The 24,736-nt window shown below is 66.6% G+C and carries 16 protein-coding genes; 9 read left to right on the top strand and 7 right to left on the bottom strand.

Annotation, left to right across the window (positions count from 1 at the left end; genetic code table 11):
• The first annotated feature begins 20 nt into the window (after positions 1 to 20).
• The 3 genes from ENSA7_RS01610 to ENSA7_RS41950 all read left to right on the top strand — a co-directional run bounded on the left by ENSA7_RS01610 (position 21) and on the right by ENSA7_RS41950 (position 5,034).
• The gene (locus ENSA7_RS01610) at positions 21 to 3,584 is read left to right on the top strand and encodes an RHS repeat domain-containing protein (protein WP_106087415.1); all 3,564 of its coding nucleotides are present in this window, start codon (positions 21 to 23) and stop codon (positions 3,582 to 3,584) included.
• Entirely contained in the window at positions 3,581 to 4,189 is a 609-nt protein-coding gene (locus ENSA7_RS01605; RefSeq protein ID WP_146157209.1) for a hypothetical protein, read from the top strand. Before ENSA7_RS01610 ends, ENSA7_RS01605 begins: the two co-directional genes overlap by 4 nt.
• Before the next feature lie 572 nt (positions 4,190 to 4,761).
• Positions 4,762 to 5,034: a hypothetical protein gene (locus tag ENSA7_RS41950; protein ID WP_146157208.1), complete on the top strand. Its 273-nt coding sequence runs from the start codon at positions 4,762 to 4,764 to the stop codon at positions 5,032 to 5,034.
• A 277-nt stretch (positions 5,035 to 5,311) separates the two neighbouring features.
• On the opposite strand, the gene ENSA7_RS01600 is transcribed toward ENSA7_RS41950, so the two are convergent.
• Positions 5,312 to 6,967 carry a zinc-dependent metalloprotease family protein gene (locus ENSA7_RS01600; protein ID WP_146157207.1) on the bottom strand — a complete coding sequence of 552 codons (1,656 nt, stop codon included), beginning with the start codon at positions 6,965 to 6,967 and terminating at the stop codon, positions 5,312 to 5,314.
• A gap of 198 nt (positions 6,968 to 7,165) precedes the next feature.
• Positions 7,166 to 8,026, bottom strand: coding sequence for a hypothetical protein (locus tag ENSA7_RS44955; RefSeq protein ID WP_146157206.1), 861 nt, complete (start codon positions 8,024 to 8,026; stop codon positions 7,166 to 7,168).
• A gap of 357 nt (positions 8,027 to 8,383) precedes the next feature.
• Between ENSA7_RS44955 and ENSA7_RS01590 the strand changes: the two genes are divergently transcribed.
• From ENSA7_RS01590 to ENSA7_RS42985, 4 genes are read left to right on the top strand one after another with little or no spacing between them, the layout of a single operon-like run.
• On the top strand, positions 8,384 to 10,168 hold the full coding sequence (locus ENSA7_RS01590) for a DUF1549 domain-containing protein (protein WP_106087412.1): 1,785 nt from the start codon (positions 8,384 to 8,386) through the stop codon (positions 10,166 to 10,168).
• A gap of 15 nt (positions 10,169 to 10,183) precedes the next feature.
• Positions 10,184 to 11,596, top strand: coding sequence for a DUF1501 domain-containing protein (locus ENSA7_RS01585; protein ID WP_106087411.1), 1,413 nt, complete (start codon positions 10,184 to 10,186; stop codon positions 11,594 to 11,596).
• 13 nt (positions 11,597 to 11,609) lie between these two features.
• Entirely contained in the window at positions 11,610 to 13,025 is a 1,416-nt protein-coding gene (locus tag ENSA7_RS01580; protein ID WP_244923684.1) for a hypothetical protein, read from the top strand.
• 56 nt (positions 13,026 to 13,081) lie between these two features.
• Entirely contained in the window at positions 13,082 to 13,540 is a 459-nt protein-coding gene (locus tag ENSA7_RS42985) for a hypothetical protein (protein ID WP_181232922.1), read from the top strand.
• 60 nt (positions 13,541 to 13,600) lie between these two features.
• Here ENSA7_RS42985 and ENSA7_RS01570 read toward each other — a convergent pair whose 3' ends face one another.
• Positions 13,601 to 15,700, bottom strand: a complete 2,100-nt coding sequence (locus ENSA7_RS01570; protein ID WP_106087410.1) for a cation:proton antiporter domain-containing protein — start codon at positions 15,698 to 15,700, stop codon at positions 13,601 to 13,603.
• A 60-nt stretch (positions 15,701 to 15,760) separates the two neighbouring features.
• Between ENSA7_RS01570 and ENSA7_RS01565 the strand changes: the two genes are divergently transcribed.
• On the top strand, positions 15,761 to 16,888 hold the full coding sequence (locus ENSA7_RS01565) for a formylglycine-generating enzyme family protein (protein ID WP_181232920.1): 1,128 nt from the start codon (positions 15,761 to 15,763) through the stop codon (positions 16,886 to 16,888).
• Here ENSA7_RS01565 and ENSA7_RS01560 read toward each other — a convergent pair.
• The 4 genes from ENSA7_RS01560 to ENSA7_RS01545 all read right to left on the bottom strand — a co-directional run bounded on the left by ENSA7_RS01560 (position 16,853) and on the right by ENSA7_RS01545 (position 24,082).
• Positions 16,853 to 20,989, bottom strand: a complete 4,137-nt coding sequence (locus ENSA7_RS01560) for a pilus assembly protein (RefSeq protein ID WP_244923683.1) — start codon at positions 20,987 to 20,989, stop codon at positions 16,853 to 16,855. The genes ENSA7_RS01565 and ENSA7_RS01560 overlap by 36 nt on opposite strands.
• Positions 20,990 to 20,994: 5 nt before the next feature.
• A complete protein-coding gene (locus ENSA7_RS01555) occupies positions 20,995 to 21,693 on the bottom strand; it encodes a hypothetical protein (RefSeq protein ID WP_244923682.1) in 699 nt (232 codons plus the stop codon).
• A 395-nt stretch (positions 21,694 to 22,088) separates the two neighbouring features.
• Positions 22,089 to 22,658: a DUF3501 family protein gene (locus ENSA7_RS01550; protein WP_106087408.1), complete on the bottom strand. Its 570-nt coding sequence runs from the start codon at positions 22,656 to 22,658 to the stop codon at positions 22,089 to 22,091.
• Positions 22,655 to 24,082: a heterodisulfide reductase-related iron-sulfur binding cluster gene (locus ENSA7_RS01545; RefSeq protein WP_106087407.1), complete on the bottom strand. Its 1,428-nt coding sequence runs from the start codon at positions 24,080 to 24,082 to the stop codon at positions 22,655 to 22,657. The genes ENSA7_RS01550 and ENSA7_RS01545 overlap by 4 nt, the downstream gene beginning before the upstream one ends.
• Positions 24,083 to 24,289: 207 nt before the next feature.
• Here ENSA7_RS01545 and ENSA7_RS01540 point away from each other — a divergent pair.
• Positions 24,290 to 24,736 (top strand): hypothetical protein (locus ENSA7_RS01540; RefSeq protein ID WP_146157204.1); only part of this gene is annotated, 447 nt, incomplete at its 3' end.

Raw genomic sequence — 24,736 nt, 5'->3', positions numbered from 1 at the left:
CCAACTGGGCGAAGACGCGGGTGCGGGAGACCCATCAAGACCCGGACACGCGCTGGCTCGAGCAGCGCACGTACTTCTCCGGGGGTGGTGGCGTCGTGATGGTGAAGGCCCAAGCCCGGCCTGGCCTGGCGCCACAGCGGGACGTCGACGGCGAGCTGATCTTGGTCGAAGGCGAGCTCCAGTACGAGGACACCAGCCCGAACGTGCGCTGGGTGGGCAGCGGCCGGGTCGTGCTCGACAACAAGGGCAACGTACTCAAGGCGTACGAGCCGTACTTCTCCAGCACGCCCGAGTACGAGGACGAAGCCGAGCTCGTCGAGCAGGGCGTGACCGCGCTCAACCACTACGACCCACTCGGCCGGCTCGTCCGCACGGACCTTCCCAACGGCACGTTCTCTCGTGTGGAGTTCACGCCGTGGGAGCAGACCAGCTGGGACGTCAACGACACCGTGCTCGTCAGCGACTGGTTTGCGCAGCGCGACGGGTACGAAGGCTCGGACGTCGCGCGGCAGAAGGAAGCTCGCGCGGCCGAGCTCGCGGCCAAGCACGCAAACACCCCGAGCAAGACTCACCTCGACACGCTCGGCCGGCCGTTCCTCAGCGTCGCCCACAACAAGGACCTGATCGGCAACGACGAGTTCTACGCGACCCGCTCGGTGCTCGACATCCAGGGCAACGTGCTCGAGGTGATCGACGCACGCGGCAACTCGGCCGAGACGCGCGTCTACGGCATGCTCGGTCAGTCGCTGTTCGTCGGCAGCGTCGACGCTGGTGATCGCCGGCACCTGCTGACTGCCCTCGGCCAGCCCATGCACAGCTGGGACGCTCGGGACCAGCGCTTTTCCTTCAGCTATGACACTCTGCGCCGCACCGTTGACCGCACCGTGAGCGTCGGCGGTGGCGCTGAAAAACTGCTCGGTCGCGTCGTCTACGGTGACCTGCTCGCGTCGCCCGAGGTCACGAACCACCGCGGTCGCATGTACCGGGCGTACGACGGCGCAGGAGTTGCCACCTCGCTGGCCTACGACTTCAAGGGGCAGCCAACATCCGAGCAGCGCCAGCTCGTCGCCAGCAAGACTACTCAGCCCGACTGGAGTGCTCTGCTCAGCCAAAGTACAATTCCCGCGATGGCCACCGCCGCCGCACCGCTGCTAGACACCGAGATCTTCTCGGCATCCAGCGAACGCGACGCCCTCGGCCGCGTGCTGAAGGCCATCTCGCCGGACAATTCCGAGGCCCTCTACACCTACGACCAAGCCGGCGCCCTACAAAAGGTGGAGCTCAAACACCGCGGCGGCGACACCGTCGAGACCGTGGTCGGCGACATCAGCTACAACGCCCGCGGCCAGCGTGAGGCCGTCATCTACGGCCCGGCCAATTCGCCGACCACGACCACCTCGTACACCTACGACCCCAAGACCTACCGCCTTGCGCGGCTGTCCACGCTCCGCGGCAGCGACAACGCATCGCTCCAGGGCCTGCACTATCACTACGATCCCGCCGGCAACATCACCGACATCCGCGACACCGCCCAGCAGACCGTCTACTTCCAGAACGCCGTCGTCGAGGCCGCCAACTCCTACACCTACGACGCCACCTACCGCTTGATCGAAGCGACCGGCCGCGAGCACGCCACTCAAGGCACGACCCAGCGCACCCACGAGCAGCTTCCCGTCGGCCCTCAGCCGATGGCCTCCGATCCGTCCGCGATGCGCCGCTACACGCAGCGCTACACTTATGACGGGGTCGGCAACATCCTAAAGATGCAGCACATCCCCGCTTCGGGGACCGGCTGGACCCGTCGCTACGAATACGCCCAAAGCGGTAACCGCCTGCTCGCCACGTCCGCACCCGGCGATGCCGGGAATGGCCCGTACTCACACACGTACACCTACGACGCCCACGGCAGTATGACGACCATGCCGCACCTCGCGGCGATGGACTGGAACCACGACGACGAACTCCAGCACGCCACCGCTGGCACGGAGCAGGTCTACTTTCAGTACGCGGGCGGGATCAGGAGCCGCAAGTTTACCGAGAAGCAGGGGAGCACGACCGAAGAGCGCATCTACCTCGGGCCTTTCGAGATCTACCGCAAGCGCAAGCGCATCAACGGCACGCTGGACCTCGAGCGCGAGTCACTGCACATCAGCGACGGCACCGGTCGCATCTGTATCGTCGAGACCAAGACCGTGCACGAGGGTTCCGCCGTCGGGAGCCCGATCGGCATCTGGCGCTACCAACTGAGCAACCACCTCGGCTCCGCCGCGACGGAGGTCGATGGCGCCGGAGCGGTCATTTCGTACGAGGAGTACCACCCCTACGGCACGAGCGCGTACCGGGCCGTGAACGCGAGCATCGACGTGTCGGCGAAGCGCTACCGTTACACGGGGATGGAGCGCGACGACGAGACGGGGCTTGCCTATCACTCCGCGCGGTACTACGCGTCGTGGCTGGGGCGATGGATCGCGGGGGACCCGATCGGGCTACAGGGAGGGCTGAACCGGTATGGGTACGTCGGCGGGAACCCTGTCTCGAGCGTAGACCGCAATGGAATGAAGACTGGGAGCGTCACGGCTGGTCTCGTCAACTGGGCCCGCAACCTCGGCTCCGCGGAGGCTCCTACCGAACAAGGTGGCGGCGGTGATCCAGAGGATGAGACCAAGGGCGACGGCAGTGCCGATCCAGACGTCACTCCAGTACACTCCGCCGATGCGGTCATCAGTCGTCCAGAGAGCATCAAACGGGTAGCGAGCTACTACGCGGAACATCCCGGCAGCATCGCGGGGGACGTCGCTTCAGCGGCAGTGGATGTGTACGCCGACACCCTTCGGCGTGCGGTGGAACCCGGCAAGGCAGTCATCGTGGGCGCGGCCGAGTCCGTAGGCGGAGCGCTTTACACAGTCCAGGAGCCCTTTCTAGTGGCCGAGGCAGCCGCAATGGAAGCGATCCACAGGGTGGGCGACATCGCCGACGCCAGCGTGACGATGTGGGACAGGCATGTCCGGGAGCCCGAATTCTGGAAGGGCTGGTCGAAGGGGGCTAAGTCGGCGCTGGCTCTGACGACAGCGGCTGTTGCCGTCCGACAACTACTCCGCCCGCGGGGCAAATCAGCGAGCAGCGCAGGTCAAGGGGCGGGGCCGCCGGTGGATGCCCCGCTGAAGGGACCGAGGGCCAGCGGGTCAGACGCGACCGCAAGCAGTACGGAGGCAATCGCCGCAGAGGGAGGCGCAGCCCGCCAGGCGTTGGGCTTGGCACGAGAGGAGGCGGTCGCAGAAAGTATCGGCGGTAGGGTCGCCAAGACCGGCAAGCGAGATCTAAAGCTAACCACGGAGAGGGGCGAAGGTGTCACCGTGGACGTTCTGGGGCCGAATGGAGAACTCATCGTTGTGGGTGGTCCGGCGAAAGCCAAAAACTTGGGCGCGCTTGGTGACCGGCTGAGGGTGCTCAGGGAGGCGGCCAACGAAACCGGGGTCAAAGGCCAAGCGTTTTTTGAAGAGGGAACACCTGAGAGTGTGCTCCGGTTGGCTCGGAAGGCCCTGGGGGCAGACAACGTCATGACGTTCCCCAAGGTGGGACGATGAAGACAGCGCCAAATTACATCAGCTACCAAGGCTACGCGACTCTATATGGCTTCGAGTATGACGGCTCAGGGCGCGATATGGTCGACACACTGCGAAAGGTGGGGATGACTCTGGCGAGCCCTGGTTCAGGGAAGGTCGTAGTGCTTGACGACACCTGTGAGGAGCGACGTGACATTTCCGCCGCGGACTTCCAACGGATGGTTCGCAGCACAGCGTCTCTATGGTTCAAAGTCTGGACTGCGAAGGGCTCCGACCTACTCTGCAACGTACAACGGCACGGTGGTTGGTGGTGTGAGTACTATGTCATAGGCTACCTCCAGGCAGATGCGGCACCGTTGGTAGAGAAGCTTGTCCAGCGCTTCGTCGCTGCGTCACATCGCCATCAGGAGCAATTCCTCATCGTGGATTGGCAGAATCGAGCGGAGGAAGTGGACTGGAACGACATCTGGGAGAAAACTGCAACCTACGATGGAGAAGCTCTCGAAGTGATGGGCATCCCCTCGCGGCTCGAGTCGCAGTTCAACGGTGTCTTCGAGGGAACAAGCGAGACGCACCTGACCAACCATCGATTGCTGACCACGTCAAGCAGTCGTCTTTCTGACTGAGGATACGAAACGAGAATGTGCACTTGGGACTGACGCGACGGTACCTTCGCCCTCTCACCGCAACGTCGAACACATCGGCGCGCCAACGGCGCCCTCCCCCCGCAACTGCAAACCTGCCGACAGCACGACGTGCCCCAGTTCAGACGACATCCCCACCACAAGTGGGGCCCGCGGGAGGTGGTGCGCAGACCCCCCCCACACAACATCACTATCACGTCCTCCCCGTGGCGGCAAAACAGGGACCCCAAACTCGATTTGGGAGCAACAACGTCCCGACGGGACCTGCTCGATTACCTATTTCGACAGCCAGGGGCGTAGGTTCTCACGTGAAGACTACGGGCAGATTAATGTCAAACGACGTTTACGGATATGTGGAGGCGGCGCCAGGATACACTTACCCGGGGGTTCAGGAGCGGCTAGGTGTTTGTGCCCACCAACTGGGGATTGGCGTCTCCGTCATCTTAGCGGAAGAGGTTTACGGACTGCCAAGTAAAATTGCTCCGACGGAAGACTGCGTTTGCTTTCGACTTCTTGACACGCGCGGTGGGCGCTCCGCCAGTTACCTCGTCGACATGGTTGACTATGCGCCTGATGCGACGATAGGGCTTCCATTGTTGGGGCTGGATCGGCTTGGTCTACTTCTCGACTGGATTGCCGCCATTATCAGTTCCCCCGAAATCCGTCGGGTAGTCATCGCGGTGTCCGACGAGAACGAAGTCGAATCTGCGGCGGAAGTCTCTTCCGCAGATTTCCGTCATCTACTCATCACTGATTTCGAAGACTACGCGCCTCCGAACAAAGTCTATGTAATTGGCGAGGATCGCGGCGCTTCTCTATCAGGGTAGTTGCGGTGTTCCGCGGCAGCACGCGAGGGGGAGGTGGCCGAGTTCCCGGCCCGCCCACAGCGCTCGCGCAGAGTGTCTGTGCTCGACATCGAAGGGCTACGCCGTGCGTGCGTGCCGCACCCGCAACCACCCGGAGGTCAGGCGCGACCGTGTCCGTGAGGTCGGCGATCAGAAGCGGGTCATCGACGCCTGTACGAACACGGCCGAGGCTCACACATATGACATGCTCGGCCAGAAGTGGCTTGGGCGCGTTGGCCGGACGAATTGCGAAAATCTGCTAGCGTCGGCTGAGCTGCACGCGGCTCTTGGGCACGGAGTGCCCCTGCTGCAGCTCGTCGACGCGAACGATCTCGTCGACCCCTTCGAGGCCCTCGAATTCGGCGGGCAGCTCGGAGGTCAGCCACGCCGTCGAGTAGTCGTTGGTGTAGCGGACGATCGCCGGCAGCACCGCGACCAGCTCGCCGGCGTTGCGCAGCTCGATGTAGTGGTCGTAGTCGTCGCCGTAGACGTCGGCGGTGGCGGGCAAGGTGCCGTGGGCGGTCCACCAAAACTCGGTGTTGTCGCCGTTGAGCGAGCCGATCAGCAGCTGCTTCTCCGCGTACCCGGCGGGCCCGAGCGTGAGGTCGAAGCCGCCGTCGCCCGCGTCTTCGTAGTCCCAGCTGGTCAGGGTGCGCGCGCGCGTGAAGGTCTTGGTCCAGCTCCACCGCGACACCCACGAGGGCCCGCAGTAGCTCATGTAATCGTAGGTGTTGTCGGGCGAGTACAGCTTGAAGCTGAGCACCCCAAAGCCCCAGGTTCCGAGCAGACCGTTTTGATACGGGTAGCTGGGGTCGGGGCTCGCGGCCGCAGCGAACGGGCAAAACACGTGCTGCAAGCCCTCGTTGTGGCCGATCTCGTGCACGACCGTGCCGGCCGTGTTGTTGGGGCTGTTGCCGAGCGCGCTGACGGACACGCGGCCCTCGCCTTCGCCCTTGCCGTCGCCGGGCACGGAGGCCACGCCCGCGACCCCGGCCACGCCGCCACCAGGGACCGGAAACAGCGCGTGATAATACTCGTTGGGGAACGACAGCTCGTTGTCACGCAAGGCCGACAGGGGGCCCAGCACCGAGCCCAGGTTGTCCATCGGCAGCGTCCACATCACCGGCTCGTGGACCTCCCAGATCAGCTCCTCGATCGGGTTGTGCTCGAACAGCGCATCGGTGATGATCTTCATGGTCGCGTCGGTGGTCTGGGCGACGCGGTCGATGTCCTCGTACAGGTGGTGGTAGGGGACGAACACGACCTTGAGCTCGATCGGCTCGGACTGAATGCCTAGCTGGTCGGGTTCGGCCGGGGTCTGCCACACGCCGGGGGCCTCGCCCGTGCCCGCGCTGGCGTCGACCTCGTGGAGCTCGACCTTGTACTTCATACCCGCGGTCACCTCGCCCTGCTCGGCGACCAGGCCAAAGTAGTAGATCTCTTGCAGGGTGTTGGCCTGGCTCGGCCCGCTGATGTGGCGGACTTGGGTGCGGGTCTTGGTGGTGCCGTCGGGTAGCTCGAGCAGCAAGCGCGCTTCGATCTCGCGCGGGGTGAAGCTGGGGTCGATGTCGTAGTGCACGCGGATCAGCGTGTCGCGGTTGCGGACCAGCGGCGCGAGGCGCTCGGCGCCCGGTACCCACTCGCCGGCTTCGCCGATGATCACCGCCGTGCCCTGGTTGGCCTCGACCTGGGTGATCGAGATGCCGAGCGCCGGGTACTCCTCGAGCGGCTCGGGCTCGGAGGTGCCTTCGGTGGCGTCGCCATCGCCGTCGCCGTCGCCGTCGCCGTCGCCCATCGTGTCGTCGCCCATCGTGTCGTCGATCGTCGGGTCGGTCGTGTCGGCGCCGCAACCGGTCAGGGCGAGCGTCACAACGGCAAACCCGGAGGCCACGTGGTTGAGCTTCGGTAGGAACATCGAGTCGAACATACGTAAATCCCCACCTTCACGAAAGACGGCGCCATAGGACGCCATCTGCTGGTGTTTGCGCTCTGATTTACCCTAGGCGGCTTTTTCTGAACGCAGATTTAGCGTTGTCTGGCATACCGAAAATCGTACGATAGTCTACGCCGGACGCGTGACGTGGCCCGGCTCGTGGCTGACTGGCGCGCGAAGCTATCGCTTCTTGTTGGCGCCGAAGTAGTAGGTGATCGACAACCCAAAGAACACGCCGCCGTGCTCGCCGAGCTCGAAGCCCAGCCCCGGGCCGTTGCTGGTGCCGAGCCGCTCGCCCGCGCCGCTGCCGGGGTTGCTGTCGGAGTTGTCTTGCTCGTCGGGCTCGCGGTTGCCCGGGACGATCCGAGCGACGAACCCAAACTCGGGCGTGATCGCAACCGAGTCGCCAATGAACACGCTGGTCGTGATCGGGATCTCGACGTCGATCTCGAGCGGGCGATCGAGGGTATCGGGGTTCTCGTCGCCCGGTCCAAAGCCGACGTACACGACGCCGCGCGCGCCGAACCCAAAGTCGGCGGAGATGTACTTGTTGCGGTCGCCGACCACGGGCCAGTAAAAGCCCTGTAGCCCGGCGCCGAGCAGGCCGACCGTGCGGGTCTGCTGGTAGTCGCCGTTGTCGTCGGGCTCCTTGTGCGAAAACGTCGCGAAGCCGACCAGCGCGCCAAGGCTGAACTTCGGCGCGGCCCAGTAGCGCAGCGAGAGGCCGTTGACGCCCGACAAGGACCGCGTCCCGCCAAGTCCGACGCGGCCCTTCATGCCCGCCCGACCGCCGGACGGCGCGGTGTCGTCGATGCTCGCCGCGACGTCGACCTCGGGCTCTGGGTCGGCGACGGGCTCGGGCTCGGGCTCAGGCTCGGGCTCGGGCTCGGGCTCGGCTTCGGGCTGCTTGGCTTTTCCCTTGGACTTCGCGGGGGCGTCGAACTCTTCGTCGCCCGTGGACGCGTGGGCGCTCGCGGGCAGGGCGAGGGCGGCGATCGCCGTCGCTGACAGCACGAAACGCTGAACTTGGCCGAGCTTCATGGGCCGGAAGATACCGCGGAGGCCGGTGCCCCCAAAGCACTAGATGCAGCGAGCGAGCGTGATTCTGAGCCCATCGGTCGCGCTGCCCGGACCGCGATCAACCCCACCAGATCGACACCGCGTTCGCGCGCGGTCCCGATCTGGGGGTCGATGACCACGCACAATCCCCACGATTGAGGGTCGCCAGAGGCTGGGCGGTTCGCTCGTGTGAACATATGATTGCCGAGCATCGACGCGTCTTGCCCGCTGTCGAGCTTGCTTCGCGCGCGCTCGTCCCCGACGCCGACCTGCACAGGAGCCCTCATGCACGCAGCCCCGAGTTCTCGGTCCAACCGGTCCACCCACCTCATCGCGGCCATGGCCATCGCCATGGCATCGCTCGCGGGCGTGGGCACGACGGCGTGCCTTCAGGTCGAAGGCATGGATCCCGCCAACCCGCAGCGCGGGCCGGGTGAGCTGGTCGGCAACGGCGATCCAATCACCGACGGCAATTTTCCCGGGGGCTACGACGAACCTCCGGCACCGCGTGACACACCGCCGCCGGTCGAAGGTCCGATCGAGTGCGACGTGATGTGTCAGTCCTACTGCGACGACCTCGGCTTGACCAACCCGGTCAACCGTGGGGTCTGCACGAGCCTGTGGGGGGTCGGCCTGGCCACCCAGCCGATCGATCGTCGGTTCGCGTGTCGCAAGCTCTACGTCGACATGATCGGCCGCTACCCGACCCCAGCGGAGGTCAACGACGTCTGCAACACCGAGGACTGGAGCGAGACGGTCAAGGCCCTGATGGCCACCGACGAGTTCGTGCTCGTGCAGCAGCAACGCTGGGCCGACCTGCTGCTCTACAACAACCGGATCGTCAACGTCGAGCGCGTGTACGACCAGGACGACCTGGTCCGCAAGGCCTACCAGGGCTACGTGCCGTGGGATCTGTTCGCCTCGGTCACCGCCTCGCACCCGGTGTTGGTCCGTCGCTACGACACCGCGGGCGACCGGGCCGAGGCCGCGTTCCGGCTGTTCCTGCACCGCCCCCCGTACGAGAGCGAGCGCGCCGACATGGGCCGCCTGTACTCGGTCTGGTCCAACGGCTACCGCGAGCACTCGCACCTCGGCACGGTCCCCGACGCGTACCTCAACTACCAGTGCCAGGCCGGCGTCGACGATCAAGACACCGACGCGGGCGCCTGCACCAGCGTGCTGTGGGGCTACAACAAGCTCACCCTCGACCCCGATGATCGCCGCGAGAACGAGGGCGACCAGGCTGGCCTGATGTGGAGCGGCTACATGAGCGCCGCCGAGTGGGAGGCCGTGCAGCTGCCCGGTCAGATCATGGCGCAGCAGTCGATCTTCTGGGAGGCCGCCGTCGACGACGTGCTCATGCAGTACCTCGGCTACGACCTCGGCACCGACGTCCAGGAGGTCCGCCACCAGCTCGTCGAGTACCTGCTCGAGAACGAGGCCGACATCCGCGCGGTCCACTACGCGGTCGCAACCTCGATTCCGTACCTGCAGAGCAACCAGGGCCTGGACGAAGAGAGCGCGTTTCGCTGGACCTACGGCCCGCTCAAGCAGATCCAACCCGAGGGCTGGCTCGACTCGATCAAGCGGACCACCGGGGCAGACCTCGCAACCTGCGACCACCGGATCTCGCACCCCGAGGACTACCTCGACGAGGACATGGGCGCGAACGGGTGGACCTTCGCGCTGATCAACAACTCGCGCTGGATCATCAACGAAGACCGCGAGCTGGTCACCGACTATCGCGGGCTCGCGCAGACGCTCGGCGGCTGCCCAACCAACGAGATCGGCGGGCGCTTCACGACCGTCTCGATCCTCAACACCGCGGTCCAAGAGGCCTACGTGGCCGAGATCTGCGACCCGGCGCTGCAGGGCGGGGGCGTGAGCACGTCGATCTTGCTGCCCGAGGGCATGGACGCCAAGACGGCGCTGACCGTCGACACCGCCCAGCAGATCGTGGCCCGCCAGACCCGGCTGTTCTACGGGCGCGAGCCCACGGAGTACGAGGCCGCGCAGGTCGAGACCTACGCCGATCAGTGCACGCCCAAGCCATGCACGGCCGAGAGCTTCGCGCGACCCACCTGCTTCGCGCTGCTCTCGTCTGCGGAGATGTTGTTCTACTAGCCCTCGGAGCCCACCATGACCACGCAAGACAAAAAATTTGGCAAGACGAGTCGGCGCGGCTTCTTCAAGGCCGTGGGGCTCGGTGGCGTTGCGACCACGGCGGCGCTCGGCGCCCCGTACCTGTGGATCCCCAAGGCCCACGCGAACACGATCGGGTTTGGCACCGCCAAGCACCTGATCTGCATTCGGCTGTCGGGCGGGTTCCGGTTTCCGACCGCGTTCAACTCCGATGTCGGCGAAGAGTTCAGCCCGTGGGGCACCGCCAGCGGCGTCGCCAGCGGGACCGACTGGGGCGTCGGCAAGCTGCTCGAGACCGCGACCGGCAACGGCAGCTGGTACACCCAGGATCTCCAGAACATGGGCGTGCCCAAGTTCACCGACGTCACCAACGAGGTCGCGGTGATCCCCTGCGTCGACCACGAGCCGCTCGCGGGCTCGGCCGACGGCAACCACCAGACCGGGCTCGAGCGCTACCTGACCGGCCACGTCAACGGACAGACGGGGCTGTTCACGATGATCAACTACGGCCTGCGCGAGCGCTACGAGCTGGCCCAGATGGAGGGTGTCACCTTGCTCCCGGCGATCATCATGGGCCAGCCAGGCATGGGCCGCGGCGTCGGTGAGTTCGCCGCCTATCGCCCGCCGGTCATGCGCGGCGACGACCTCGATCGGTTCGGCTTCAACACCGACGAGCTGCTGCCCGACTGGGCCCGGACGATGACCAACGACTACGACGTGCGCTACCGCGATCGGGTCCAGCAGCCGCACTACCCGACCGTCGACGCGTACTTGCAGTCGCGCGAGGCGACCAAGGCCTACGCGGAGATCTTCTCCAGCGATCCGCTCAAGATCCAAAACGGCTCGACCGAGCCGTTCGACGGGGTCAGCAACGCGCAGCTGGCCACCGTGTTTGGCCAGGGCGGGACGTCGAGCAACCTGCGCCTGGCGCTGCGGCTGTTTCACTACGGGTGCCCGGCCGTGTACCTGGATCAGGGCGGCTACGACTATCACTCCGGCGAAGAAGACGCCCTGCCGGGTCGCCTGCAGGAGCTCACCCGGGTCCTGTCTGGCCTGTTCTGGGCGCTCAAGACGATGACCCACCCCGACGGCGGGACCTACTGGGATCACACGATCGTCACGATCGGCAGCGAGTTCTCTCGCAGCACCCGCGGCGGTCGGTTCAACTCGGCCCGCGGCAGCGATCACGGTGGCGACTACGCGACTCGCTGGATGTCGATGCCCTTCTTTGGCGGGCCGATCACCGCAGGCGGGCGCAGCATCGGGGCGACCGCGGCGGGTGACCTCTCGCCAACCGGCAAGGTGCCCAGCTATCGCTCGACCATGAAGACCATGTTCGACGCGCTCGGCTGCGACCACGCGCCCTTCTTCCCGGCCGACGAGCCATTCGACGACCTGTTCAACGCCTAGGAGACGGAGCGTCATGAAGATGATCAGGATGACCAACATGATCGCCCAGCGCCGCGTGTCTCGTCTGTCGGGCGGCCTGCCGGGCGGGCTGCGTGTCGGGGCCGCCGTGCTGGCCCTGGCTGGTGGCTGCACCGTCGGCACCAGCTTCGATCCCGGCGAGATCCAGTTCGAGCCCGAGCGGCCAGAGACCGAGGCGCCCGACGATCCCGCCCCCTACATGGGCGACGACGCGCTCGTGCTCGAGGCTCAGTCGAATTTTCGCACGGGGATCGAGCTCCACCAGAAGGTCATCTGGCGGACCTGCACCCCCAACGGCGGCGTCTGTCACAACAGCAAGGAATTCCCGGATCTGCGGACGCCGGCCAACTTCGTCAACGCGTTCGGAGCCAGCTGCAACGTGCAGTACGGCGAGTATCAGTCGGTCTACGATCGCTGCGAGCGACCCGGCGATCGGTTTCGGATCGCCGGCGGCGGGGTCAACACCGGACAGATCGAGATCGGCTGGATCGAGTCGATCCCCGGCGAGTACTACGACGGCGAGGGCCTGCCCCCGGAAGACTCGCCCGGCCTCCACATCCACCTCGCCGATCCGATCGCCGGCGAGCAGACGGAGGTCTACACCAACGGCGAGTTCCAGCGCACCTTCATCAACGACGGCAAGGTCGAAGACTTCACCTTCGCCGAGTACACCACGCTGTGGTCGATCTTGCCGGGGCGCAAACACCTCATTGGGGAGGTCCGCGACTTCCAGCTCGACCAGGTCCAGAGCTTGCTGTCGGTCGGCGTCGTCGAGGGTGACGCCAACCGCAACGACGTGTTCGGCGCGCGGCAAGATGATCCCGTGCATCTGCTCGAGCCCGGCTCGCCCGAGACCAGCTACTTGATCGCGCGCCTGCGAGGGACCATGGCCGGCGAGGACATCCCCGGCTCGCGCATGCCGCTGGCCAACTCGCCGTTCACGATCCCGGAGATGCTCGCGCTGTTCTGCCTGGTCGAGGGGTTCCCAGATCAGGGCACCGAGGCCGACCTCAACCGCGGCATCGACTACGCCAACTGCTCGTACAGCGACGACCCGGCCGGCCTCAACTTGCTCGGCGAGGGCGTGACCTGGTCGGCGCGGATCTCCAAGATCCTCGAGTTCAACTGTGGCGGCTGCCACGGCGGTGACTCGCCCCAGGCCGGGCTCAACCTCGTCGGCGACGACGTCTACCTGCGCCTGCTCGAGCCCTCCACGCAGGTCCCGGACCTGCCCTTGATCACCCCCGGGGTGCCCGAGGAGAGCTACCTCTACCTCAAGCTGATCGGCGACGACGCGATCACGGGCAACCCCATGCCGTACAACCCGCTCACGGGTGAGGGCACGCTGGGTGAGGCCGAGATCGCCGACATCCTCACCTGGATCACCAACGGCGCGGTCGAGAACGAGTAGCGCGCGAGAACCTGATGACACGCCCTGACGCCGGCTCCTTGCGTATACTCCCGGGCATGGCCTCTGCGGACTACGCCCGGCTCCTGGTCTTCGGCGCGCTGATCAGCTCGTGCTTCGGGTTGGGTTGCAACACCAGCCCCGACGTGTCGCTCGAGACCTACAACGACGGCGCGGCCGAGGACTACGGCTGCATCGTCGGCGATCTCGACTGTGAGTGCGCCGCGGGTGACAAGTGCGACGACGATCTGACCTGTCAGCAGGGCGTCTGTCGCTGCATCACGCCAGAGTGCAAGGAGCCGCCACCTACGACCGGGGCCCCCGACACGGAGACCGGCGGCACCGAGACCGCGGGGGATGGCGACGGGGATGGCGATGGGGATGGGGATGGAGATGGGGACGGCGACGGCGATGGCGACGGGGATGGCGACGGGGACGGAGACGGAGATGGCGACGGAGATGGAGACGGAGACGGGGACGGGGATGGCGACGGGGATGGCGACGGCGACAGCGGTTGAGCTGGCGACGGCGGGATCAACCCTGTGCTGCTGACCGGCTCAGCCGGTGGGTCAAGTGGGTCAAGCCTCGGGATCGTCGGGCTCGGGCTGCTCGAGCGTCGCCGCGTCCGCGACCGGGTGCGTCGCCCGGGTGAGCAACGCCGTGGCAGCTTCGACCGCGTGCTCGGCCCCCGCGAGCGCGATGACGTCGCCGACGACCAGCGGCTCGTGTCCCGAGGGCACGCTGATCGTCTGACCGTCGCGGGAGATCGCGATGATCGTGGCCCCGGTCGCGGCCCGCACGTTGAGCCCGGCGAGGGTCTGCCCGGCTGCGGCGGCCCCCGCCGGCACGACCACCATGGTCGTCGCGCCAAATCCGGGCAGCAGCTGGTCGACCGAGGGCAGGCTGGCGCTGGCCGGGTCGTCGGCCATCTGCCGGCCGAGCAGATCGACGATCGCCGTGGCCCCGGCCCGCACGTGACCCTGGAGATTGGTCGCCGAGCGCCAGAACAGCACGCCGAGCACCACCGTCACCATCGCCAACCCAGCCAGCGCCCCAGGCACGCCAGTGAACGGCGCCAGCGCGAGCACGATCGGGGCCGCGACGGCGATCATCACCATCGACTGCAGCGCGACCACGAACGCGCGTCGCGGGGCCGCGCCGGGATCGAGCGCGCCGGGCGACCGGGCTGGGAACACGCGCTCGGCCAGCAGCTGCCCCGCACGCCGAGCGGAGCGCAGCGCCGCCACGACCAGCGGCAGGGTCAGCAGCACGCCGACCCCAGTGATCAACAGCATCGGCAGCGCGCCCTGCAGCCCCAGCGAGGTGCCCAGCATGTCCGCCAGCTGTCGGCCCCAACGGGCGATCACCACCCAGATCACCGCGATCACGGCCGCGTCGACGGTGATGACGATCCCCGCGTTGCGCAGGTGCGAGCGGTTCTTGGCTCCGGCGGGGGCCCGGCGCGCCGCTTCGAACCAGGACTCGCACAGGCTCGCAAAGGTCTGCAGTGGCTTGGGCAGCGCACGGTCGACGGTGCCCGCGACGCGCTCGGCGACGCGCGCCATGAGTGGGGTCGTGAACGCGGTCAGCACGGCGACGGTGACCACGACCGGCTGCAAGAACGGCCCGACGATCTCCGCCGACGCCCCGATCGCCGCGATGATGAACGCGAACTCGCCGATCTGCCCGAGCGAGAGGCCGGCCGTGATCGAGCGACGGACCCCGTTGCCGCTGAGGATCCCGGCGGCGCTGACCGTCAGGAATTGCCCGGCCACGACCAACACCGCCACGATCAGCGCGACCCCGGCGTGCTCGATCGCCAGCATCGGATCGACGGACATCCCGATCGACACGAAGAACACCGCCGCGAACAGGTCGCGGACCGGGTGGACGACGTGCTCGATCTGGTGGGTGCGCCCGGCCTCGGCGACCAGCGTGCCCGCCAAGAACGCCCCGAGCGCGACCGAGTAGCCGAACGACTCGGCCAGCGCCGCCAGGCCAAAGCACAGCGCGACCACGGCGACCAGCAGCGTCTCCGGCTTGCCGAGGTCCGCAATGAACCGAATCGCGCGTGGGACCACGAGCAACCCCGTCACCGTCAGGGCGACGAGCAGGCCCAGGAGGTTGGCCAGGGTCGACGCCAGCATGTCCGACGACAGCCCGGAGCCGGCTGCGACCGCGGTCAACCCAGCGACCAACACGATCGCCGCCATGTCCTGGACCACCAGGACCCCAAACACCAGCTCGCGGACCCGGGCCTCGGGTGGGTGTTCGTCGAACACCTTGGCGACCACCATGGTGCTGGAGATCGCCACGCACGCGCCCAGGAACACCCCCTCGATCGTCGTGAACCCGAGCGCCCGCGCGAGCCCGAAGCCAAGGCCCATCATTGCGCAGACCTGCACGAGGCCGGTGAACCCGGCGACCGGGAGCACCCGCAGCAGCCGGCGAATGCTGAACTCGAGCCCGACCGCGAACATGACCAGGACCACCCCGAACTCGGACAGCGCCGCGATGCGCCCGGCGTCGGCGAACACCGGGACCGGGATGTAGGGCCCGACCACGAGGCCGGCGAACAGGTAGCCGAGCACCGTCGACTGGCCGAGCTTCTGGAAGACCACGCTGATCAGCGCGGCGACTCCCAGGACCACGGCGAGGTCGACGACGAGATGGCTCATCCGGGTGGGTATGGCCAATGTCGCGCAGATGAGCAAGCTGCATGCTGGAGCGTTCGATGAGTGACTTCGCCTGCCAGGTCCGCGCTCGACGTCACCGGCGCCGCCACGATCGCCGGGCGAGATCAGCTGTGCCGCACGCTGGGCCGGGTGCGGTCGGGTATGCTCCGCGACATGCACTCGGCCTCCCGGCGATGGTATGTATGGCTAGCGCTCGCTTCCCACGTGGCCGTCGCCTGCGGTGGAGGCCCGAGCGGAGATGCCGACGCGGGGACCCAGGCAGACGCCTCGAGCAGCGAAGGCGATGGCGATCCGGGTGATGGCGATCCGGGCGATGGCGATCCGGGCGACGGCGATCCGGGCGACGGCGACACGGGCGACGGCGATCCGGGCGACGGCGACGGCGAGGTCCCGATGGTCGGCAGCGGCGACTTCTTGATCGACCGGCACGAAGTTCGAGTTCGCGACTACTTCCAATTTCTCGCCGTTCCCAACGAGTGGCCGGAGCTCCCGGCTGCCTGCGCATGGAAGGAGTCCGTCCCCCATCAGCCCGAGCAGTGGGCGACCCAGCTCGGCGACAGCCTCGACAAGCCGGTCCGTCGGGTCGACTGGTGTGACGCCTGGGCCTACTGCGCGTGGGCGGACAAGCACCTGTGCGGCCTCGTTGGTGGCGGCCCGGCGACGCTCGATCAGTCCGTCACCGCCGACAACGAGTGGTTTCGCGCCTGCACCGGAGACGGCGCGACGATCAAATTTCCCTACGGCAATCGCTATCAGGCCAGCACCTGCAACGGCAAAGACAACGACGCGGGACTGCTCGATGTCTGCAGCCTCGAGAGCTGCCGCGGCGGCTATGCAGACCTGTGTGACATGAGCGGCAACGTCTGGGAGTGGCTCGACACCTGCGACGTCGCGGGGGTGCCGGATCGTGAGCAGGAGTGTCAGCGGCGCGGCGGCTCGTTCGAGAGCACCGAGCCAAACTTGACCTGCGTCGACATCAACAACCTTCGCGCCCGTGATCTACGGGCTGGCACCACCGGGTTTCGGTGCTGTCAGAACGTCGAGAGTGGAGATGGAGACGGGGATGGCGACGGAGATGGGGATGGCGACGGAGATGGAGACGGAGATGGCGACGGAGATGGAGATGGCGACGGGCTACAGGGGAATCTCGAGTGGGGTGAACCCCTGTAGCTCCGAATACCCAGTCTGGATCGAGATCGCTCCCCCCACCATCGGCGCGTCCTGGTTGGGATCACACGGCGAGCTCGAGGGCGCCTCCAGGATCGGGCCACAGTTGCCGTCTGGGCACGAACTCAATTGTCGCACGACCGGCGTTCCCAGGGTTCCCGAGGTCCCGAATCCATCGCCCGGATCACTGGGCAAGACATACCCATTCATGAAGTCGAACTCCTCGTCGCCCCCCACGCCCAGTCGGTAGGTGACCTCGTAGGTCGCGCCAGAGTCAAAGCTCCACTCGCCAGTATCGTCGTCGTACCAGCGTGGGTCACACAGCGAGTCGCCCGGCTCGTAGATCATGAAGCTCACGTAATACAGCGAAGCGTCGACCTGCTCGGTTCCGTTCGCGACGCCGTTGACGTAGATGAGCGGCGCCCGGATCGGGCGGGCCCGCTTGGAGAATGGCCGGGTCTGATCCTCGATCGTGCCGTCGGCGTACTCGACATGGCGGGTACGCTCGATCTTGTTGAGGGGCAAGCGCATGAACCGAGGGTGGGCGCCGGGTTGGGTCAGCGCACCACCACCTGGAATGTCCAGACCGGCAGCCGGAGTCGTGCGGTGGTCGTCGACCAGCATGTAGACGCTGCTGTGAAAGTCGGCCTCCTCCGCGCCCGGGTCGATCGCCTTGTCATTCGGGCTGCCGCTGATCAGGGCGATCAGGAACTGATCACGATCACCGTTGGCCAGCACGCCACCAGGATTGTCGATGTCGTCGATCCGGTTGTTGGCCGCGACCGCGGGGCCAAAGCTGAACACGTCGCCCTTGCTGGTCCCTGGCGCGATTGGCTTGACGGTGCACGAGAACTCCCCCTTCCCCTGGCACGCTGGGAACACGGCGGCGGGGCTCGCTTGGGCGAACCCCTGCTGGTCGATAGGCCAGGTCCCGCCGCTGTCGGCGAGGTGCGGGAAGGTCTTGGGATCACTCAGGTCCGCGCCGAGATCCCAGCGATACAGCCGGCCGGCGGCGTCGGCCCAATAGGCCTCTTGCATCTCGCCCCAATAACGCGACAGGCAGTGCGAGGTCACGGCGATGTTGCTGACCGCGGTCACGTCATCGAGCGTGTCGTAGGTGGTGCCGGGCGCTGGCGCGTGCATGAGGGCCTTGGCGGTCACGCTCTGGCCCGTGATCGCGTCGACCATCCACGCGACCCGTCCACGCTTGGCGTCACCCAGGCCATTGCGGTAGCCGCTGCCAAACACCAGGTACGCCTTGGGCTCGAGCGACATCGCGTCGTTCGGCACCGCGTAGACCAGGGCTGGCCGCGACCAGGTCTCCCCCAGGGTCTGCGCGTACTCAGTGGCCAGCGCCGAGGTCGAGCTGGTCCACACGACCTCCACGGGCTCGTCATCCTGCAAGCGCCCCATGTGCGAGACATCGAGGGTGACGAGCTCCGAGCCGCCGGGCCCCAGCCCGAACACCGCCAGGTGGCGCCAGATCTGGGCGTCTTCGTCCCATGCCCAGCCAGCGTTGACGCTCGACGCCACCCCATACACATGCTCGGCGAGGCCCTCGGGCTGTCCGAACTGGCTCGGCTTGCCGAGCGAGAGCACGCGCGAATTGTTGATCAGCGCGAGCGGCAAGAACCCAAACAGCTCGTTGCCGCTGTCGTAGTGAAACCCGTGGACGAGCCCGGTGTCGTCGCCGACCAGCACGGCCTCTGCGTAGTCGTAGTGCTCACCAAACCCGCCCCCGGAGTCGAGCGACCAGGCCTCGGTCGAGAACGCCTGCAGCGAGGCCGGCACGTTGTCGCCCGCGACGTTGCGTCGCCCGGCGCAGTGCGGATCGCGGATCCCCACGCTGGGCAAGAATTGACTGTTGTAGCGCGCGACCCGGCGGATCAGCAGCGGCGCCGAGCGAGGCAGACCGGGCAGCTTCCAGCCACCAGGGCCGTTGCGACCGAGCAGCAGGTTGACCATGGCCGCGATCTCCTGCTCCTGGTTGCCCTGGGTCAGCGCCGGCTTGATCTTGCCCTTGGCGTTGAGGGTCAGCACCAGATCCACAAACGCGTCGGTCGGCTCCCCGCCATCGGCGATCCGCACCAAGTTGTTGTCAAAGTCGTGGGTGTACAGCCGACGATCGCTCCACTCGGTCTGAGCCAGACACTCGCCGGCATCCCAGACCCGTCCGAGCGGGCAGGGGCCGAAGCTCTCGGACTCGTCAGTCTCGATTGCGAGCAGGGCGGCGTCCTTGCAGTAGTCAGCGAGCTCGACCGGGTTGTCCGGATCTTTGTCGGTGCAGGCGCCTCGGGTCACGTGCCCACGCCACGCGGGCGTCTGGGTCCAGGCCTCGATGGTGGTCTGAACCGCCGTCGTGTCGCTGTCGGGATCGTTTAGATCAGCCGCCTGGAACTCGGTCGCCACCGTTGGGGCGCCGGCTGGAACCTCGGTCTCGATCACGCCGTCGATGATCGTGGCGAGGGCCTCCGCGAGCTCGGCGGAGTCGTCGGCCAGCCACGCGCAGCCATCCCCGGGATCTTCGGGGTCACGACACGTGTCCCAGTCAAAGTCGTTGCTGCCGTTGCACGGCGCCAAGGTGCTGTTGGCCCCGGCTGCGGCGCAGGCCATGTGGTGCATCCGCTCCCACGCGAGCGGGTTGTTCCACGAGCCCTGGCCAAACCCGACCAGATAGACCTTCGCACCCAGCACCTTGCGCAGCTTGGCGAGCCGGCTGTAGAGCTCGGTGCCACCTTGCGACGCCCACGGATCAGGCTGCCCGTCCGTGACGAGGATCGCCATGGTCGGCCGGCACACGTCCTCGCTGGCCACGGTGGTCAAGAACGCCAGGTACGAGGCCACGGTCGTGTGCGAGAACGCGGCGTTGCTCTTGGGCGTCGCGGGCTTGGCCTCGAGGCCGTTTTGGGTCTGCTTGACCTGCCAGTCGACGTTGCCGATCGCCACGCGCCAGGGCGTGCCGCCGCTCACGTCGATGCCGCCAAGGTGGTTCTCCGAGGTCAGCCCGTCGAACATCACCGCCGCGTCTTGGGGGTCGAGCGGGCCCTTGTCGGCGGCGGCGACCTCGTTGGAATTGAGCACCGCCTTGGAGTAGAACGGCACGTAGAGCGTGGCGCCGTCGCTGTAGTAGCGCCGGTTGACGCCGAGCCGATGGGTCTGCGAATTCGTGGAGAAGCAGGCGCCGTCGTCCTCACACTCCACGTGCCACATGTCGTTGAGCGAATACCCGGAGTAGTAGGAATAGCCAGGGTTGCCGTCGACGTAGGGCCAATAATAGAAGTCGCGGCCGCAGATGTTGGAGATCTTGGTGTTGTTGGTGTTGCCCCAGTCGCCCCACGACTGGGTGACGATCGCCCGTTGCTTCTCGTCGTCACAATCGAGGTTGGCCCGGCGGCCGATGAAGCGCGGGAAAAACTGAACGTCGCGGCTGTAGTTGGCGCTGCTCTTGAATTTGTTGTAGTCGGCCTTGGTCTTGTACAGCGGCTCGTCGGACAGCGCTTCGTTGCTGTTGTTGGGCAGCGAGAACCCGCCCAGGTCGTCGTGGCGCAGGTAGGGGAACGGGCGATTGTCGCCGCACAAGATCCACGTGCCCTGACCGCCGAAGATGTTCGTGAGCGGCTTCCACACGTTGCCCCACGGCTGGTTGGCGTAGGCGACCCACGTGAAGCGGTACCACTTGTTGCTGTCCCACGAGTAGCACTCGTAGGGGAGATCTTCGCTGGACTGAGGCGGCCGAGCCATGCCGAAGCTCATCATCGCGAAGTCGGCCGAGTCGCCCGCGTGCGCGACGACCTCGTTGATCACCTTGCGCGCAGCGTGGACCCGACTCTCACCGGGGCCGTCGCTCTCACAGCCGTCCCAGGTGCACTTTTGGTCGGGCCAGGGCTGCTCGAACCCCATCGAGCCCGAGGTGTCGAGCACGAACAGCACGCGCGGCGTGACGGTGCCGAAGCTCTGGCCAGTGACAATATAGAAGGGATCGAGGCGGGCTTCACTGGCCCGCGGCTGGGCCAGCAGGCCCACGACCACGAACATGACAAACAGCGCGGCGCTGAGCCGCTGCGGCCATGCGCCCGTTCGAACGAGTTGCGTACGCGTGGTCATGGTTCTCACTCACCCTGGTAGCCAGCAAAATTCTCGATACAGACCGAAGCCATGACGTTGTCACCGTTGTGACCGCCGCCGTCGCCGACGTCAGGCGTGGTCATGGACCACGCCTGTGCCGCGCTCCCGGGCGCCAGCACGTACTCTTGCTCGATCGTGATGGTGGTGTTGCGGACCGTGGCCATTGCCGTGAGGACCACGCGGCCGTCGCTGTCGGTCAGCCACGAGCCGCCGCCCTCGCTGTTGACCGCGTCGCCGGTGTTGTTGCGCACCCACAGCGAGACGCGGGCCTCCGCGTCGGCGCCCTCGAGCAGGTCGCGCAGGGGGACCTGCACCCAGTCGGCGGGGACACCCTGACGGTTGGGCAACACCGCGATCGCCCCCTGGCGCATGCAGGGGCGCCCAGCGCAGTCCGACTTTCCCGTCACCGCCCGGTTCTTTTGGCCAGATTGAGGGACGTTGGGCTGACCGCTGCCGCCGGGGATGCAGTCGTCGTAGATCGACATACACGCGCTCTGGTCGCCCGAAGCATTGGCGCCGGCCAGCGCGGTATTGATGACTTGCTGGGCGTTGTTGGTCTGAGTGATCGCCTGGCGCAGGTGCGCAGCGCCCAGCTCGACGCTGGCCTGCGCGGCCATCAGCGCCCGCTCGCGCGCGACCGAAGCGTTGGCCTGGGACAGCTCGCGGTTGGAGGCGCGAATCACTAGAACGCTGATTGTCATCATTGACACGGTCAGCAGCAGCACGCTGACCATTGTCGCGCCACGCTGGCGGGACTGCCCTGCAGCATTGGGCGTAACTAGCCGGGACGCATCTAATTGAGTGCTTGGCATGACCAACCTGTCGCGGACCCGGGCCGGCCAGGCGGCCGGTCGAATTCGCGGAATCGCGCACAACAGGCGCGCTGAATGGCACCGCGAGTCGAGTGTCCTGGCGGACCTGTCGCGGTGCACTTAATGTCGGTCAGAGTACTGGAAAATCGTCAAAAAGATCCCCAGCGGTCCAACCGCGCGATGATGCGATCTCGCGCGATCTCACGTGCTCGCAGCGCACGCGCGAAACTGGCCGGCAACGATGTGTCAGCGCGGGTGACCGAAGATCACGCGTCGGCTTGATCGAGATCCGCCTGCAATGCCGCCACCTGCTGCGCCGCGAGCGTGGTCTCGACGACCAGTTTGCGGTCGGGCCAATCAATACCGAGCGCGACCGGAGCGCGACCCTCGAACTCAAAGGTCAGGTATTGGACGGAGCTCAGGCGATCTTCCCCGACTTGGCGTGGATCCCACGTGGGTGTGATCCTGCCGCCCTCCGCGGTCTTCGCATAGAGATGGTCGAGCAGCCCGATCCACGCACGCAGCTTGATCGCGCGCTCGGCCTCGTCCGCGATGCCAATGAGCAAAGTCGCGCACAGTCGTCCCCCGCGGCCCAGCAGCTCGTTGTAGGTGTCGATCTCGTGCTGAATGTCGGCTTCTTTGACGATCTGCTCGACCCGGACCATCTCCTGGATCTGGTAGCGCACCGTCTCGTGGTTCTCGAACAACAGCGTGAACTCGTCGCCCACGTGGATTCGTCGGGCTCGCTTGGCCCCCAGCGCGGCGTCGCGGATCTCGTCGCGGCGCTCCGTGTAAGTCACGAAGTCGAGGATTTCATCGCGCGATACGGGTTTCATGAGTTGTCCTTGTTGGCTTTGTCTGGGGCGGGTTTCGGTGACTCGGCCGCCAGGATCGGCAGCCGGCGCTTGCCGTCATTGGGCTTGGGCGCGATCTCTGGCGCGAAGCTGTCCCCCCGATACGCGCGAGCAAGGATCGTCATCGGGTGCATCGGCCGCACCCCCGCGTGCTGCTCGAACTGAATCGCGGCGAGCGGGCAGTCGGTCGCCCATAGCTCGGTCTTGGGGTCCTGCATCTGCTCGAACGCCTTCTTGCCGACGCGCTTGGAGTACTCGAAGCCCTCGACCTTCATCGCGTTGGTGCCATCGTGCCCGCAGCACTCCATGACCGTGGTTGGCTCGAGCGCGAGCAATTTACGAATCAGATCCCGGCCCTTGAACCCGACCGACTGCGCGCGCAGGTGGCAGGGCACGTGGTACGCGAACCGCTCGACGTCCGGCTTTGACGCGAATTCGGTGTTGAAGCGGTCCTGCTTGCGCAGACCCCACAGAAATTCACCCGGATCCCGGACCGCGTCGGCGATCGCCTGGACCCGCTGCCTGTGCTCCCGCTCGACCAGCTCGGGCCACTCGCGGCGCAGCATCATCGAGCAGGTCGGGTTGATCGCCACCACCTGCGCGCCGGCCTGCACATGCGGCTCGAGCAGCGCGACGTTGTGGTGGATCTTGGCCCGGACACGGTGGAGATCTCCGCGCTCCCAGGCCGGCATGCCGCAGCACTGCAGGTCGCGCTGACAGCGGACGTCCACGCCGTTGCGCTCGAGCACCTCGACCGTGTCCTTGCCGATCTGCGGCTCGTTGTGCTGCACGTAGCAGGTCTGGAACAGGACGACCTCGCCGCCGGGCACCTGCCCCGCGCGGCCGGTCTGGGTCGCCCAGCGGTCGAACGTGGTCGCCGCGAAATCGGGCAGCTGCTTGTCGCGGTGGATGCCCACGACCTTCTCCATGAACCACCGGTGCGCGCTGACCCGGTTCATCTTGTTGGCGAGGCCCAGGCTCGCGCGGGCGAGGCTGGCGGTCTGGTCGGGATCACGCAGCGCCACGTCGCGCAGGGTCGGGCCCTCGTGGGCGGCCCGCTGGGCCTGGTAGCGGTGGACGAGCTTGGGAAAGTCGAGCTGAAACTCGTGGCCGTCGCGCGGCGTGTACGGGCACTGGACCTCGCACAGCTTGCACTGGAAGCACTCGTCCATGACCCGCTGCTTGTCGGCGCGGTTGAGCCGGGTGACGTCGCCGTCGTACTTGTTGTCGAGCAGGTCGAACAGGCTGGGGAACGAGTCGCAGTACTTGAAGCACATGCGGCAGCCGTGGCAGACCTCGAACACGCGCGTGACTTCTTTGTCGAGGGCGCGCTCGTTCCAGTAGTGTGGATCGTTCGGATCGTAGGTGAGGCCGTCGGTGGGCTTGTAAGAGATGGTCTCGGCCATGTTCGCGGGGTGAACTTAGCCCACCGCGGCGAGTAGAGAAACTGGTGTGTCTGAGGCGGGGCGGGCGACTTGCGATCCGCGCCTGGCTGTCGTCGCGCCAGCAGCGGCGAGCGCTGGAACTCCACGGCACCCCGCGGCGAGCCGGTGTGCTCGCGCGTGGCTCTACGGGGCGGTTGAGGGGCCCGAGCGCGGTGCTAGTGAAGGACGGTGCCTCGCGTGCTGCCAGGGGTCCTCGGATTGCTCTCGCTCGGCTTCGCCTGTGGCGTGGCGCCGACGTCCGATGACGAAGGCACGGACGTCGTCGACCACGAGGGGCCGCCCGGCTGCCTCGACAACGATGACAGCGAGCCCAACGAGCTGCCCGAGACCGCCACGGCGCTCGCGTGGGGCAGCGTCGACGGGTTCGGCGGGCACCTGTCGCTCGACGCGTTCTTGTGCCCGGGGGAGAGCGACTGGTACTTCGTGCCGGTCAGCCAGCTGGAGTACGAGTTCTATGGGCTGCATGTCGATGGGATCGCGGCGGGCAGCAGCTGGTGCGCGAACGTGCTGGTGTGTGGCGAGCCCACGCTGCCGGAGGCGGCCGAGCATGTCATGCGGATCGAGGTGTTTGACGCGAAGTCGCTGTTGTTGGTGGCGGAGGGGGTTGGGTTGAAT

This window comes from Enhygromyxa salina, assembly GCF_002994635.1.
Classification (GTDB): domain Bacteria; phylum Myxococcota_A; class Polyangia; order Nannocystales; family Nannocystaceae; genus Plesiocystis; species Plesiocystis salina_B.
Note: the sequence above shows the minus strand (reverse complement) of the source record. Positions and strands in the feature narration are given on the sequence as shown.

Bases quoted from the DNA above. Each gene is read 5' to 3' on its own strand.
- ENSA7_RS41950 (WP_146157208.1), top strand. From the start codon at position 4,762: ATGGTTGACTATGCGCCTGATGCGACGATAGGGCTTCCATTGTTGGGG.
- ENSA7_RS01550 (WP_106087408.1), bottom strand. From the start codon at position 22,658: ATGAAACCCGTATCGCGCGATGAAATCCTCGACTTCGTGACTTACACG.
- ENSA7_RS42985 (WP_181232922.1), top strand. From the start codon at position 13,082: ATGGCCTCTGCGGACTACGCCCGGCTCCTGGTCTTCGGCGCGCTGATC.
- ENSA7_RS44955 (WP_146157206.1), bottom strand. From the start codon at position 8,026: ATGAAGCTCGGCCAAGTTCAGCGTTTCGTGCTGTCAGCGACGGCGATC.
- ENSA7_RS01605 (WP_146157209.1), top strand. From the start codon at position 3,581: ATGAAGACAGCGCCAAATTACATCAGCTACCAAGGCTACGCGACTCTA.
- ENSA7_RS01560 (WP_244923683.1), bottom strand. From the start codon at position 20,989: ATGACCACGCGTACGCAACTCGTTCGAACGGGCGCATGGCCGCAGCGG.
- ENSA7_RS01580 (WP_244923684.1), top strand. From the start codon at position 11,610: ATGAAGATGATCAGGATGACCAACATGATCGCCCAGCGCCGCGTGTCT.
- ENSA7_RS01570 (WP_106087410.1), bottom strand. From the start codon at position 15,700: ATGAGCCATCTCGTCGTCGACCTCGCCGTGGTCCTGGGAGTCGCCGCG.
- ENSA7_RS01585 (WP_106087411.1), top strand. From the start codon at position 10,184: ATGACCACGCAAGACAAAAAATTTGGCAAGACGAGTCGGCGCGGCTTC.
- ENSA7_RS01600 (WP_146157207.1), bottom strand. From the start codon at position 6,967: ATGTTCCTACCGAAGCTCAACCACGTGGCCTCCGGGTTTGCCGTTGTG.
- ENSA7_RS01545 (WP_106087407.1), bottom strand. From the start codon at position 24,082: ATGGCCGAGACCATCTCTTACAAGCCCACCGACGGCCTCACCTACGAT.
- ENSA7_RS01590 (WP_106087412.1), top strand. From the start codon at position 8,384: ATGGCCATCGCCATGGCATCGCTCGCGGGCGTGGGCACGACGGCGTGC.